Source organism: Rhodococcus sp. 05-2254-5, from assembly GCF_002258575.1.
In the GTDB taxonomy this organism is placed as follows: domain Bacteria; phylum Actinomycetota; class Actinomycetes; order Mycobacteriales; family Mycobacteriaceae; genus Rhodococcoides; species Rhodococcoides fascians.
The window spans coordinates 19,259-33,226 of sequence record NZ_NOZG01000034.1 but is presented as its reverse complement, the minus strand read 5'-3'; the positions used below and the strand labels follow the sequence as shown (position 1 = coordinate 33,226).

Here is a 13,968-nt window from a genome sequence, read left to right as displayed (position 1 = left end):
CGGTCAGCCCGCCGACAATGCTCGGAGGCCGGCCGCGATGAATTCTCCAGTTGCTTCGGCGGCGTTGCGTGCTCCGGCACCGGTATCGGAGCCCGACAGTGCGCGGTGGGTGATGCCCTCACCGATCACACCGAGCTTGAAGTTGGCCAACGCCACGTAGAAGCCCCAGTTGTCCACCTCACGGCCCGATCGAACGGCGTACTGCTGCACCAGATCCGCCGCCGATGGGTAGCGGTCGCTCGTCCAGGCTGCGTCGGCACCGAGAACGGCATCGAACACGGGTTGCCGGTACACGCACATCAGCGCCACATCGGTCAACGGATCGCCGAGTGTGGACATCTCCCAGTCCACCACGGCTGCAACAGAACTCACGTCCTCGGCATCGAGAATAGTGTTGTCGACCCGGAAATCGCCGTGCACGATGGACGCCGCCGATCCGGTGGGCACCGCAGCTTCGAGGGCCCGGTGAAGTCGGTCGACGTCGGGTAGCTCCCGTGTCTTCACCGTCTGCCACTGACGCGCCCACGTGGCGACTTGGCGAGCAACGAAACCATCGGGGCGACCGAACTTTTCGAGACCCACGGCCGCAGGATCGACGGCATGCAGCTCGGCGAGCACCCGCACCAATTCGGCGGCGTTGTCTGCGACCTGCTCGTCCGTCAGATCGCGCAGATCCTCGCGTGTGCGCACGACGCGCCCGGGAACGAAACGGACCACCGTCATCGGAGCACCGAGTACGTCACCTTCTCGGTCGAAGGCCACGGTCTCGGCCACCGGCACCGCGGTGGACGCGAGCGCGTCGGTCACTGCCCACTCCCTGGCCATGTCGTGCGCCGACGGGGTCAGGCCACTGGTCGGGGGCCGACGAACCACCCACGTCGAGGTGTCGTCGTACACCTTGTACGTCAGGTTGGAGCGACCGCCGCTGATCATCTCGACCGTCAGCTCACCGTCGACATCGATGCCCTCGGCACGCAGGAATCGTTCCAGAGCAACGCGGTTCATGCCCGGTAGGTCGCTCATGACTGCTCCTGTGCGGCGCGCTTCGCTGCCCCGACCGCTCGTTTGGCGATAGCCCAGCGATGCACTTCCGACGGGCCGTCGTAGACCCGGAACGGACGTACTTCGCGCGAAAGCCGTGCCAGTGGCAGGTCGTCCGATACCCCGAGCCCGCCGCACATCTGGATGCTGCGGTCCACGATGCGAAAGATGGCCTCGGCTGCGAACGTCTTGGCGATGGAGGTTTCGTTGCTCGCGTGGCCGCCGCGATCCAGCTCGAAGCAGGCCTTGATCAAGAGGGCACGCGATGCGGCGATGTCGATCTCGTTGTCGGCGACCATCTTCTGGATCATGCCGAGATCGCCGAGCTTGCCGCCGAACCCTTCGCGCTGGGACACCTGGGCGACGGCGATGTCGTGCGCCCGTCTCGAGGCTCCGAGCCACCGCATCACGTGGGTCATGCGGGCGGGTCCCAATCGCACCTGGGCGTAGGCGAAGCCCTCGTCGACGGCCCCGAGAACGTTCTCGTCGGGCACGAAGACGTTCTCGAAGAACACTTCGCAGTGCCCGCCGATCATGGCTTTGTCCAGGGTTCCGATGTGACGGCCGACCGTGATGCCCGGTGTGTCGGCCGGGGCGAGGAACATCGTGGCTCCGCCTCGGTCACCCGGCTTTCCGGATGTACGGGCCATGATGATGAAGAACCCTGCGCCGTCGGCTCCGGTGATGAACCACTTGTGTCCGTTGATCTTCCATCCACCGTCGGTCCGTTCGGCCGCAGTGGTGAGGGCCGAGGGATCGGAGCCGGCACCCGGTGCCGGCTCGGTCATCGCGAATGCAGATCGTTGATCGCCGCGGGCGAGAGGGGCGAGGAATTGATCCTTCTGTGCCGGCGATGCGATGTGCGCCAGCATGTGGACGTTGCCCTCGTCGGGTGCACCGAGATTGAGTGCGATGGGGCCGAACAGGGAGTAGCCCGCTTCCTCGAACACCGGTGCGCGGTCGCTCATCGACAGACCGTGCCCGCCGTATTCGACGGGTGCGTGCGGTGCGAACACGCCCGCTTCCTTGGCTGCGGACTGCATCTCGACCCGGAGGCCGTCGCCACCTGCGTCGGCGATATTGCCCAGAAACCGATCCTCGATCGGGAGCACGTATTCGCGAGTGAACGTACGTGTTCGGTCGATCAGCTTCTCGACGTCTGCGTCGAAGGTGAGGTCGATGGCCATTCTGCACTCCCTGGTCGATACCGACCGAACACTCGCTCGGTCTCTTGAAGACTGGCATACGCGCAGGTTTCGGTCAAGGAACTCACGTCCTGTGTGCAGTGCCTCGGCCGGTAGCAGCACCGACCGTTCGGCGTGCGATATCGAGGTACACCTCGACCAGTTCGGCCGGCGTCATCGGGCCATCGGGTCGGTACCAGGTGGCCACTCCGATGCACATCGTGGTGACGGCCCGGCCGGCATCCGCGGGGTGCGGGGTGTCGAAGACCCCGGACTCGACTCCGTCGGTGACGATGGCGTCGAGCAGTCGTTGCTCTTCGTCGCGCTTGGCGATGTAGGCGGCGCGGTTGGCCGGCTCGAGACTGCGAATCTCGGTGGAGCACACGAACGCGGCATCGCGGCGATGGATATGGAACAGCAGCAAGGACTCCACGACCGCGTCGAATCGGTCCTTCGGCGACGAACCCGCCCCGTCCATGGCCGATCGAGTCCGGTGCAACAGTTCGTCCATCGACGCATTCATGATGCCGACCAGGAGGGCCTGCTTCGACGGAAAGTGGTGATACAGACCGGGAACCGACAAGCCGGCACCCGCGGCGATCTGCCGCACCGACGTGCCGTGGTAGCCCTGCTCGACGAAGATGCGCAAGGCCGACGCCAGCGCTGGGGACAGTGCCGCGCCCTCGTATGTTCGCCAGTCGCCGATCGAGGTCATGCGATCACCGTAGAGGGCACAGCGAACTGGGCCGGGCGTTCGCACCGGGTTGACACCGAAGTTGTGATCCGCAACACTATCGAGGATGCAGACCGAACGAGTGTTCGGTCGGTCCACGTGGGCCGAAAATCTGCTCGAGCGGAAGGGCCGTTCATGACCCTCGACAGCGCGACCGGGCCTGCAACTGTTCTCGCCGCCTGGCGTAGCCGAGTCGCCGACACCCCGGACCGGCCGGCGCTGGCGTACTTCGACGCCGTGCTCACGGTGCGCGAGGTGGACGAGGCGTCCGATGCACTTGCCGCCGCACTGTTCGATCGAGGAGTGTCACAGGGCGATCGCGTCGGCATCTATCTGCAGAACATTCCGCAGTACGCCTTGACGTTCCTCGCGTTGTGGAAGATCGGGGCGGTCGCGTTGATCCTCAACCCGATGTACCGCAACCGTGAACTTCGCACCTTGATCGACGATGCAGAACCTGTCGCGCTCGTCTGCGACGAACACGATCTCGATTCTGTGGGGGCGACGTTGCGCGGCAGTTCGATTCGACTGCTCGTGAGCACCAGCGGACTGGACCTGCAGACACGCGACGACCCACGAGTCTTTGCGTCGACGTCACGCGTGACACCCCGGCCCGACGACGATCTGATGGGTCTGATCGACCGCTACCGTGGTCGATCTTTCCCCGAAATCGATCCCGAGCCGGACGATCTCGCGCTACTGGCCTACACGTCAGGAACCACGGGTCCGCCGAAAGGCGCGCAGATCTCGCACGCGAACGCTTTCGCGACTGCCCTCGATTTCGGGGAACGGGCCGGTCTCGACGACGGCGACGTCGTGTTTGCCGTCGCACCGCTGTTTCACATCACCGGCGCGATGCTCGACGCGGCGGTGGCCCTGATCCGCGACTGCATGCTCGTGTTCGCGCATCGTTTCGACGCGGCAGTCACTCTCGACGCTGTCGTCGAGCATCGTGTCACCTACACCATCGGTTCGATCACGGTGTTCAACGCGATCTCCGCAACCGAGGGTGCGACGAGGGCCCACTTCGAGTCGGTGAAGGCGTTGTATTCCGGAGGCGCACCTATTCCGCCCGCCACCGTCGCCGCGTTCGAGTCCCAATTCGGTTGCTACATCCACAACGCATACGGGATGACCGAAACCACCGCGGGAGTCATTGCCGTGCCACCCGGCGTGCGCGCGCCGGTGGACGCGGCCAGCGGTTCACTGTCCGTCGGGTTGCCTCTTCCTCGCGTGACGTTACGAACGCTCGACCCATCGGGGGAGCCGACGGCCGCGGGAATCGCAGGGGAACTGGAGATCTCGGGTCCGCAGGTGGTGTCGGGCTACTGGCGCAATCCGGACGCGTCCGAGTCGACGATGCCAGAGGGACGTCTGCGCACAGGCGACGTGGCGATCATCGACGAACACGGCTGGGTGTATCTCGTCGACCGGCTCAAGGACCAGATCAACGTGTCGGGATACAAAGTGTGGCCCCGAGAGGTCGAAGATGCACTCTACGAACATTCAGCGGTGTTCGAGGCCGCTGTGGTGGGCAGGCCGGATGACTATCAAGGGGAATCGGTGGTGGCGTACGTGTCACTCCGGCGCGACGCCACCACGACGCCGGATGAACTGATGGCCTTCGCGCGTGAACGACTGGCCGCGTACAAGCGTCCGAAATCCATCCACATCATCGACGAACTTCCCAAGACCCAGACCGGGAAGATTCGACGTGCAGCACTCAAACCTGTTCCTGTGAACAATAATTCGATCGAAAGTGGCACTCCATGACTGTCGGATCATCGCACGACACCCGCTCGGCACCGAATATTTCCTCACGGAAGAAATCACTGTTCGCCAGCACGATAGGCAACGTACTCGAATGGTACGAGTGGAGTGCCTACGCAGTGTTCGCGCCGTTCATCGCGGCGGCCATGTTCAGTCAGGCCGATCCGGTCTCGGCATTGCTGTCCACGCTGGCGGTGTTCGCCGTCGGATTCCTGATGCGGCCTCTCGGCGGCATCGTGTTCGGACGCATCGCGGACAAGAAGGGCCGTAAATTCGTCCTCGTCACCACGATGCTGATGATGGCAACCGGCAGCTTGCTGATCGGCATCATGCCCACCTACGGTGCGATCGGGGCCTGGGCCTCGGTACTGCTGTTGCTCGCACGCGTCATGCAGGGTTTCGCGCACGGCGGCGAGTCGGCGACGGCGTATTCCTACGTCGGCGAGATCGCACCACCGAACCGACGTGGCATGTGGGGCAGCGTCGCGTTCGTCGCCATCTTCGGTGGATCGGCTCTCGCATACACAGTGGGTGGCGTCATCACCTCCACCCTGTCGGATTCTGCTGTCGGGCAATGGGGTTGGCGCATCCCCTTCCTCCTCGGCGCGCTCCTCGCTCTGTTCGCTCTCTACCTGCGCAAGAACATGGACGAGAGCGAGGTGTTCGACTCGGAGCAGAACAAGGTCGAACAAGAACCGATCGCGCGTAAGACCGTCGTCAAAGCGATCGTGTTGATGATCGGAATGACGTCGGGAATCACGGCGGCGCACTACACCTGGACCTCCTACGTCTCGACGTTCGCCATCACGCAGCGAGGGATGAACCCGGACACCGCCTACTGGATGCTCGTCGTCGCGCAGTTGATAGCGCTGGTGTCGCTACCGTTCTTCGGTCGCCTTTCGGATTCGATCGGTCGGCGGCCGATGCTGGCGGCATTCGCCGTGCTGATGTTCGTGCTGCAGATCCCGCTGACGATGCTGATCTCGACGCAGTGGTGGTCATTGCTGCTGCCGTCGACGGTGGCCCTGCTCGTCATCGCCGTCCCGGCCTCGATTCTGTCGTCGACGTTGTCGGAGAGCTTTCCCACCCGACTCCGCACGCAGGCAATCGGATTCGCCTACTCGTTCTCGGTGGCGGTGTTCGGCGGAACGGCACCGTATCTCAACCAGCTGTTCCTCGGGTTGGATCTGGGCTGGGTCTTCGGCGTGTACATCATGTTCCTCGCTGCCCTGACCGGAGTCGCCTGCTTCTACATGAAGGAGACCAAGGGCATCCGGCTCGAGGACGTCTGACTCGGACCGGCCGACTCGGTCGAGTCGAACGACACGCCGGTGGTGTTGCGCGGTGCTCTACGTTGAGGTCATGAGAACCGCAGACGCCACTCGTCGACGCCTCCTGCTGCTGCTGACCGTCATCGGCTTCGTCGTCCCCAATGCCTACGTCGTCGGCTACTTTCGCGAGCACGGGGTGAGCGCGGGCAGCGCAGCGAAGTTCTTCTCCGAATGGGTGGCGTCCACGCCGACGCGAGCCTTGACCGCCGATCTCGGTATCACCAGTATCGCTTTCGGGATCTGGTCCAGAGGGGATGCGAAAGATCGCGGCGTCAAACATTGGTGGCTGGTTCCCGTCGGTACCGGCTCGGTGGGAATTTGCTTCGCGCTTCCGCTGTACCTGTTGCTGCGTGAGTATTCGCAGTGATGTCGCCGATCGAGAAAGAGGACCGCTTCGATGACAGATGACGCCCTTGCCGACTTCGAGCGAACCGAGTTCACCGCAGACGGGCGCACGGCGCCTGTCTATCGAATCGGCACCGGGCCGGCGGTCATCGTGATGTCCGAAATGCCGGGCATCACGCCGAGAGTGGCGGATTTCGCGCGCACCGTCGCCGGGATCGGATGCACCGCGATCGTGCCGCACCTGTTCGGCGTCGACGGTAAGGATCCTTCGACCGCGCCCCTGGGCGTGCTCGGGACGGTGGCAACGATCTCTCGCGCCATCGTGCCGGCGTGTATCAGTCGAGAATTCACCATCCTGGCCACCGGCAAGTCGTCGCGAGTCGTGGTGTGGCTGCGTGCTCTGGCGGCCGAGGAACACGAGCGGTGCGGCGGACCGGGCGTCGGTGCCATCGGAATGTGCTTCACGGGCGGGTTCGCCCTGGCCATGGCCGCCGACGATCGATTGATCGCACCGGTGCTGTCGCAACCGTCACTTCCGTTCGCGGCATCGAAGTCACGCAGTCGTTCCATCGACATCAGTGCCGGCGACCTTTCGAAGGTGAAAAGCCGTTGTGCTGCGGGAGATCTCACTGTTCTCGGTATGCGGTTCCAGGGCGACACGATGTGTCCCCCTGCACGGTTCGAGTTTCTGAGGGAACAACTCGGCGACGCATTCGTCTCCGTGGAATTGCCCGACTCCTCGTTCAATCCGGAAGCCTTCGGACCGCCGCACTCCGTCGTGACGGAAGGACTCATCGACGAGCCGGGTCAGCCGACGCGGCAGGCACTGGACCAGGTACTCGATCTGTTCCGCAGTAAGTTGCTCGCAACGCCGTGAAGCCCTGCGGCGCGAACACGATGCGAAGCCGAAGGTCGAATTCACGACCACGGAATCGTGGCCTGCAGAACCGCCTCCTTCAGCGCGGCGGTCCGTAACGCCGTCACCGTCTGATATTCGGGATCGGCCACCATCTCGCTGAACGCCTTACGTGACGGGTACTGGACCAGGAGTACTGTATCCCAGGCCTGCCCGTCCTCCGCGGCAAGTGCGGTCGAACCGTCGCCCGCGTACAGCACCGTCGCGCCGTAGCGCGGGAGGAAAGTCTCGTCCAGTGCTTTCGCATATTCTGCGTAGGAGTCGCGACCACCCTCGGCGAACCGAAGCAGGTTGAGCATCACCACCGGACCGCCGGGATCTTCTTCGAGGTAGCGCTTGAGGTCTCTTCCGCGGGGATCGACAGCCATAGTTCGAGTATGCGTGAGCCGTCGATCCTGTGGAGTGCACAGCGCCGTTGTCGGTCGAGTCGATCCGCTGTCGGCCCCCACGAGACGGTGGCTCCGCGCTCAGCGGTAGAACTGGGGGAGCGGGAAACCAGTAACTCGATAAAGGGAAGTGTGTCGTCAATGTCCGATGTTGAGAACGTGACCGTATTCGGAACCGGAGTGCTCGGTTCACAGATCATGATGCAGGCTGCCTACCACGGAAAAACCGTTGTGGGATACGACATTTCCGACGAACTTCTGGCCAAGCTGCCGGACCGCTGGGAATGGATGCGCGGGTACTACAAGCGTGACCTGAAGACTTTCGACGAGGCGCGCTTCGACAAGGCCATCGAATCCATCACGACCACCACCAGCGTCGCGGAGGCTGTTTCGGACGCCGACCTGGTGATCGAAGCAGTTCCGGAGGATCTCGACCTGAAGAAGAAGGTCTGGTCGGATATCGGCGCTTCCGCCCCGCCGAAAACTATCTTCGTGACCAACTCGTCGTCGCTACTGCCCAGCAGTTTCGCCGAGGCCACCGGGCGGCCGGAAAAGTTTCTCGCATTGCACTTCGCCAACCTCGTGTGGCGATACAACACCGGTGAAGTAATGGCAACTGCTGCAACAGATCCTGTCTACTTCGATGTCGTCCTGAGCTTTGCTTCGGAGATCGGTCTCGTTCCCGTTCCGGTCCGAAAGGAAATTCCTGGATACGTGCTGAACAGTCTTCTGATCCCGCTGCTGCAGGCGGGAGCCAACCTCTACGTCGGCGGGGTTGCCAATCCGGCGGACATCGACAACGTGTGGCGCATAGCCACCGGGGCACCCGCCGGTCCGTTCCAGATATACGACACTGTCGGCTTCAACGTCGCAGCACATATCGCGCGCGCACACGGTGGCGAGGATCAGGTCAAATTTGCCGACATACTGCAAAAGGGTATCGACGCGGGAAAGACCGGTCTCGGGGACGGTGAAGGCTTTTACACGTACGACTCCGACGGCAAGCGACTCGATGCTGTCGAGTCGTGGAACATCAACTGAATCACTCGATCCCGCCTGTCGGTGATCCTGGGATCGACGACCCGGGCTCGAGTAATCGGTCATGGGCGCATGTGCGCACGACCACCGGCGACGCCGAATTCAGCCGAGCCGGGTCAACCGAGTTGGCGTAGTTGTATCGCGGTGTCCAGCGCCAACCGATGCCACGCCGAACGCGGATCCCGTCCGGTCAGTTCCTGAGCCCGGCGCAGTCGATAGCGCAAAGTCTGCGGGTGCACCTGCAGTCGGGCGGCTGCAGCCGTTGCTGTGCCGGTGGAGATGAAGGCCGAAAGACCCAGCAGGATATGCTCGTTCGCTGCCTCGGTCAGCGAGCCGAGCACGCTACGCACCACCTCGCTCGTGTCGGCGGTCGGGCGCGCTGTCAACAGTGCCAACAGCTGACCGTCGCCCTGATCGAGCAGTGCCCGGCCGTCGAACGCGTGATCCGGTGCGGTCTCGAGCGCTTCCGAGGCGAGTCGCCACGAACTGCTGATATCGGTAACGGTCGATCTCTCCACGAGGCATCCGCGCAGCCGCAGATCCCGACACGCGAGGTCGACCTCGGCGCGATGGATCGACGGCGGCAGCAGCGCGATCGCGCGTTGTTCGCGCCGAGTGCACAAGTGTGTCCGTTGATCCGCCGTTGTGGTGCGGTCCGGAGGGGCGAGGCCCATCGCAAGCACCAGAGACTCGACGGTGTCGTCGGACATGGGTCGGCCCGGATCGGTGGACTGCACCACGAGCAGGTTCGGGTGCGTCGGCAGCTTCAGGTCGAGTTCGCGAGTACGGTCCGACACCGCCCCGGGTGAGTTGTGTCTGGCAGCCAGCAAGTCGTCGAGCAACGCGGCGTGCGCCTGCGCACGGTTGGATGTGAGCTGTTCGCGCGCAATGACATACGCACCGATGATCTCCTCGGATATGGCGTCGATCGCGTCGAGCACGCCCAGGCCGAGTTCGGCGATGTCCGGCGGGTCGAGTACTTCCAGATACTCCGTTGTCACGTGCCGAACGAACACGCTCGACGCGACTCGATACGCGCGCAGCACATCGGCCAGCGGCCGCCCGTCTGCCGCGCGTGCGGAACCTATGGCTCGGAATCTCTTGTGGTCGCGGTCGTCGATCGTTCGATCGCCGTGCGCCCACAGGGCCATCAGCCGCCTCAGTGACCAATACGCGATGGCCTCGACATCGGCCAATTGTGCACCCTGCAGTGATCGGTAGACCGGGATCGCGTCGCGAATCGCGTGTACTGCGGATGCGACGACGGGGCCCAGATCCGATTCGATCTTCGCGACCACGGCGACCCGCGCCGGGTACATCGATCTACCTCGCACTCTTTATCAGCACCTGATAAATCCTATACTCATTCGACTCGATTTCCTTGAGTTCCGACGCCGACGACAGCACAGTCGAGGGAGACACCCGGGTCGAGCAGAAGAGTGGGGCAATGGACGCAGACGTGATCGTGGTGGGGGCCGGCTTGGCCGGACTGGTGGCAACCGCCGAACTGGCCGACGCGGGAAAGCGCGTGCTGCTCCTCGACCAGGAACCCGAGCAGAACCTGGGTGGTCAGGCCTTCTGGTCCCTCGGCGGACTGTTCATGGTCGACACGCCCGAACAGCGTCGAATGGGCATCAAGGATTCGGCGGATCTGGCGTGGCAGGACTGGCTCGGCACAGCGACGTTCGATCGCGGCATCGACGACCCTGCAGGGGAAGACTACTGGGGTCATCGGTGGGCCAGGGCATACCTCGATTTCGCGGCAGGTGAGAAGCGGTCGTGGCTCCACGCTCAGGGAATGCGATGGGTCCCCATCGTCGGATGGGCCGAGCGCGGCGGTTACCTGGCCGAGGGGCACGGAAATTCGGTTCCGCGATTCCACCTGACGTGGGGCACCGGGCCGGGTGTCGTCGCGCCGTTCGAGCGTCGCGTACGTGAGGCTGCCGACAAAGGGTTGGTGCGCTTCGGTTTTCGGCATCGGGTCGACGGATTCGTCGTCGACGGGGGAGCGGTGGTCGGAGTTCGCGGTGCGATGCTCGAAGCCAGTGCCGCGGAGCGAGGGGCAGGAAGTACCCGCGTCGAAGTGGGTGAGTTCGAGCTCCGCGCCGGAGCCGTGCTGGTGACGGCAGGAGGAATCGGGGCCAATCACGATCTGGTGCGCGAGAATTGGCCGGCGCGGCTCGGGACGCCGCCGAAGTCGTTGATCTCCGGAGTGCCGGAACACGTCGACGGCCGAATGCTCGGCATCACCGAGAAGGCCGGAGGCCGGCTGGTCAACAAGGACCGCATGTGGCACTACACCGAAGGCATCAAAAACTGGAATCCGATCTGGAAGAACCACGGCATCAGAATCATTCCGGGCCCGTCGTCGATGTGGTTCGATGCCCGCGGGCAACGGTTTCCGGTTCCGAACTTCCCCGGATTCGATACGCTGGGAACGCTGAAAGCAATCCAGGACAGCGGTTTCGAGTACTCGTGGTTCGTATTGACCCAGAAGATCATCGAGAAGGAATTCGCGTTGTCCGGGTCGGAACAGAACCCGGACATCACCGGCAAGAACCTCAAGCTCGTTCTCGGGCGGGTATTGCCCGGTGCCAGCGAACCGGTGGAGGCATTCAAGAAGAACGGCGAGGACTTCGTCGTCGCAGATTCTCTCGAAGAATTGGTCCAGGGCATGAACCGAATCACCGGCGAGGACTTGATCGACGGTGTCGACCTCAGGCGTCAGATCGAGTCGCGAGACCGTGAGGTGGACAATCCTTTCACCAAGGACCTGCAGATCTCTGCCATCCACAATTCCCGGCGCTCGCGCGGTGAACGCATCGCGCGGACCGCTGCACCTCACAAGATTCTCGATCCCAAGTCGGGTCCGCTGATCGCGGTGCGGTTGAACATCATCACTCGAAAGACGTTGGGCGGCATTCAAACCGATCTCGACGGTCGCGTTCTCGACTCGATGGGCACTGCCGTCGAGGGGCTGTGGGCTGCCGGTGAGATCGCCGGATTCGGCGGCGGCGGTGTGCACGGCTACCGGTCCTTGGAAGGAACCTTCCTCGGTGGATGCATCTTCGGCGGACGGCAGGCAGGGCGAGCCCTGGCGGCGCAGGCGTGAGAGTGCCGCGTTCGCTCGGTAGACCCCCACTGCCCGGTGCGGCCGACATCGCCACCACGGCATCGGCGAATCCCCGCTCCCCGGTGTCGGTCTCGTTTCTCGGGGTGAGCACGCTGCTGTTCGACGACGGCGAGTCGGCGATCCTGACCGACGGTTTCTTCTCGCGTCCGTCCCTGCCGAAAACCCTTCTGCTGCCGCTACGTTCGGACGGCCCGAGAATAGACAGTGCGTTGGGTAGAGCCGGCATCGGGACGCTCGACGCGGTGGTGTGCGCGCATTCTCATTTCGATCATGCCCTCGACTCCGCAGCGGTGGCACTGCGCACCGGCGCTGCCCTGGTCGGTGGTGCTTCGACCGCACAGATCGGGCGGGGCGCGCAGATGCCCGAGGGTCGCATCACCGTCGTCGCCGACGGTTCCGCGGTCGAGCTGGGTCACTTCACTGTCACGTTCGTCGAGTCGGTTCACTCGTATCCGGACCGAGCTCACGGGACGATCGACCGGCCGCTGCGGCAGCCTGCTCGGGTGCGAGCGTTCCGGTGCGGTGAGGCGTGGTCGATGGCAGTCGAACACCGTCCGAGCGGCAGGCGGGCTCTCGTCCACAGCAGCGCCGGGTTCCGAGCGGGCATGCTCGACGGGCTTTCCGCCGAGGTGGTGTACCTGTCCATCGGTCAGCTGGGGCGCCGAACACGCGAGTACATCGACGAGTATTGGCGGGAGACGGTGTTGTCGGTGGGGGCTCGGCGCGTCGTGCTGACGCATTGGGACGACTTCTTCCGGCCCCTCGACAGGCCGTTGCGGCCGCTGCCCTACGCCTTCGACGACATGCGCACCTCGCTCGACGTATTGACCGCCTGTGCACGCAGGGATGGGGTCGACCTGCAGTTGCCGACGCTGTGGCGGCGTGCGGACCCCTGGGCAGACATGGTCTGAGGCACCGAACGGGAGCGACCGAAATGCGCGGCGGTCGTCGAGCAAGATAGGGCAGGGTATCCTCTCCTCTGTTCGTCCTCCCGCTCAGTACGTCGAGAAAGTTCGGTCACCCCGTGAAAAAAGGTACGAGGCGCGTCGCTGCCCTCTCGTCGCTGGTTCTTGCTGCAGGTCTGATCACCGCATGTGGTGAGTCCGAGGAGGTGTCGCAGACCGCGGCCACGGGCGGCGACGGCAAGACCGTCTATCCGCTCGTACTCGACAACTGTGGCCAGTCGGTGACCGTCGACGCTCCGCCGCAGCGAGTGGTGTCTCTCGATCAGGATTCCACCGAGATACTGCTGTCGCTCGGTCTGCAGGATCGCATGGTCGGGACAGCGTCGTGGACGGATCCGATCCGCGAGAATCTCGCCGAGGCGAACGCATCCGTTCCGCGGTTGGCAGACAACGCGCCGACCTACGAGGTGGTGCTCGACACCGACCCGGATTTCGTGACCGCGTCGTTCGGCCGCCATTACAAGCAGGGCGGTGTCGCAGACCGTAGCCGCTTCGCCGAATCGAACATCGAGACGTATCTCGCACCCACCGACTGTGACAACGGCCTGAGCGTCAACGGTGGCAATCCCCGGACGACCCCGTTGACCATGGACGCGCTGTATCAGACCATTCGCGAAACGGCCGAGGTGTTCGACGTCCAGGAACGCGGTGAGAGCTTGATCAGCGAACTGCAAGGCCGTCTGGACGCGGCCACATCGGGCAACGACAAGACCGGTGAGAGCATCGCCTTCTGGTTCGCAGACACCAAGAGCCCGTACTTCGCCGGCCGCTCCGGAGCGCCTGCCCTCCTCGCCGATCAGGTCGGTGCCACCAACGTCTACTCCGATCTGCAGGACGACTGGGAAGCGGTCGGGTGGGAAACAGTGGTGGACCGCGATCCGTCCGTACTGGTGCTCGGAGACCTACTCCGCAATCGCTTCCCCGGGGACAAGCTGGAGGACAAGATTGCGTTCCTCGAATCGGACCCGGTCACCAGCACGATGGACGCGGTGAAGAACAAGCGGTACATCTCGCTGCACGGCGCCGAGATGAACCCCTCGATTCGGCTGGTCGACGCCGTCGAGAAGCTGACCGCAGGCCTGAACCAGATCGGGCCTCGGTCCTGAGCGCCACCACGGCCGAGCCG

Annotated in this window: 13 protein-coding genes; 8 read left to right on the top strand and 5 right to left on the bottom strand. The window is 63.9% G+C overall.

Annotated elements, in window-relative coordinates; genetic code table 11:
* Positions 1 to 3 precede the first annotated feature (3 nt).
* The 3 genes from CH278_RS26530 to CH278_RS26520 form a co-directional block, all read right to left on the bottom strand.
* Positions 4 to 1,023: a phosphotransferase family protein gene (locus CH278_RS26530; RefSeq protein WP_094623322.1), complete on the bottom strand. Its 1,020-nt coding sequence runs from the start codon at positions 1,021 to 1,023 to the stop codon at positions 4 to 6.
* Positions 1,020 to 2,228: an acyl-CoA dehydrogenase family protein gene (locus CH278_RS26525; protein WP_094623321.1), complete on the bottom strand. Its 1,209-nt coding sequence runs from the start codon at positions 2,226 to 2,228 to the stop codon at positions 1,020 to 1,022. Before CH278_RS26525 ends, CH278_RS26530 begins: the two co-directional genes overlap by 4 nt.
* Positions 2,229 to 2,310: 82 nt before the next feature.
* A complete protein-coding gene (locus tag CH278_RS26520) occupies positions 2,311 to 2,940 on the bottom strand; it encodes a TetR/AcrR family transcriptional regulator (RefSeq protein WP_094623366.1) in 630 nt (209 codons plus the stop codon).
* Between the two features lie 153 nt (positions 2,941 to 3,093).
* Here CH278_RS26520 and CH278_RS26515 point away from each other — a divergent pair, with 153 nt between their 5' ends.
* The 4 genes from CH278_RS26515 (at position 3,094) to CH278_RS26500 (ending at position 7,281) form a co-directional block, all read left to right on the top strand.
* Positions 3,094 to 4,731, top strand: a complete 1,638-nt coding sequence (locus CH278_RS26515) for a class I adenylate-forming enzyme family protein (RefSeq protein WP_057473993.1) — start codon at positions 3,094 to 3,096, stop codon at positions 4,729 to 4,731.
* The gene (locus CH278_RS26510) at positions 4,728 to 6,020 is read left to right on the top strand and encodes an MFS transporter (RefSeq protein ID WP_094623320.1); all 1,293 of its coding nucleotides are present in this window, start codon (positions 4,728 to 4,730) and stop codon (positions 6,018 to 6,020) included. Before CH278_RS26515 ends, CH278_RS26510 begins: the two co-directional genes overlap by 4 nt.
* A gap of 70 nt (positions 6,021 to 6,090) precedes the next feature.
* The gene (locus CH278_RS26505; RefSeq protein WP_143536322.1) at positions 6,091 to 6,426 is read left to right on the top strand and encodes a DUF2834 domain-containing protein; all 336 of its coding nucleotides are present in this window, start codon (positions 6,091 to 6,093) and stop codon (positions 6,424 to 6,426) included.
* Positions 6,427 to 6,456: 30 nt separating this feature from the next.
* Positions 6,457 to 7,281, top strand: a complete 825-nt coding sequence (locus CH278_RS26500; RefSeq protein WP_032364700.1) for a dienelactone hydrolase family protein — start codon at positions 6,457 to 6,459, stop codon at positions 7,279 to 7,281.
* Between the two features lie 41 nt (positions 7,282 to 7,322).
* Here CH278_RS26500 and CH278_RS26495 read toward each other — a convergent pair whose 3' ends face one another.
* Entirely contained in the window at positions 7,323 to 7,688 is a 366-nt protein-coding gene (locus tag CH278_RS26495; protein WP_094623318.1) for a DUF1330 domain-containing protein, read from the bottom strand.
* Positions 7,689 to 7,847: 159 nt separating this feature from the next.
* Here CH278_RS26495 and CH278_RS26490 point away from each other — a divergent pair, with 159 nt between their 5' ends.
* Positions 7,848 to 8,747: a 3-hydroxyacyl-CoA dehydrogenase gene (locus CH278_RS26490; RefSeq protein ID WP_080966328.1), complete on the top strand. Its 900-nt coding sequence runs from the start codon at positions 7,848 to 7,850 to the stop codon at positions 8,745 to 8,747.
* A gap of 113 nt (positions 8,748 to 8,860) precedes the next feature.
* On the opposite strand, the gene CH278_RS26485 is transcribed toward CH278_RS26490, so the two are convergent.
* Positions 8,861 to 10,063, bottom strand: a complete 1,203-nt coding sequence (locus CH278_RS26485) for a helix-turn-helix domain-containing protein (protein WP_143536321.1) — start codon at positions 10,061 to 10,063, stop codon at positions 8,861 to 8,863.
* 128 nt (positions 10,064 to 10,191) lie between these two features.
* Between CH278_RS26485 and CH278_RS26480 the strand changes: the two genes are divergently transcribed.
* The 3 genes from CH278_RS26480 to CH278_RS26470 all read left to right on the top strand — a co-directional run bounded on the left by CH278_RS26480 (position 10,192) and on the right by CH278_RS26470 (position 13,948).
* Positions 10,192 to 11,856, top strand: coding sequence for an FAD-binding dehydrogenase (locus tag CH278_RS26480; protein WP_032393403.1), 1,665 nt, complete (start codon positions 10,192 to 10,194; stop codon positions 11,854 to 11,856).
* A 2-nt stretch (positions 11,857 to 11,858) separates the two neighbouring features.
* Positions 11,859 to 12,788, top strand: coding sequence for an MBL fold metallo-hydrolase (locus CH278_RS26475; protein WP_094623317.1), 930 nt, complete (start codon positions 11,859 to 11,861; stop codon positions 12,786 to 12,788).
* A 113-nt stretch (positions 12,789 to 12,901) separates the two neighbouring features.
* On the top strand, positions 12,902 to 13,948 hold the full coding sequence (locus tag CH278_RS26470) for an ABC transporter substrate-binding protein (RefSeq protein ID WP_027496182.1): 1,047 nt from the start codon (positions 12,902 to 12,904) through the stop codon (positions 13,946 to 13,948).
* The last annotated feature ends 20 nt before the right edge of the window (positions 13,949 to 13,968 follow it).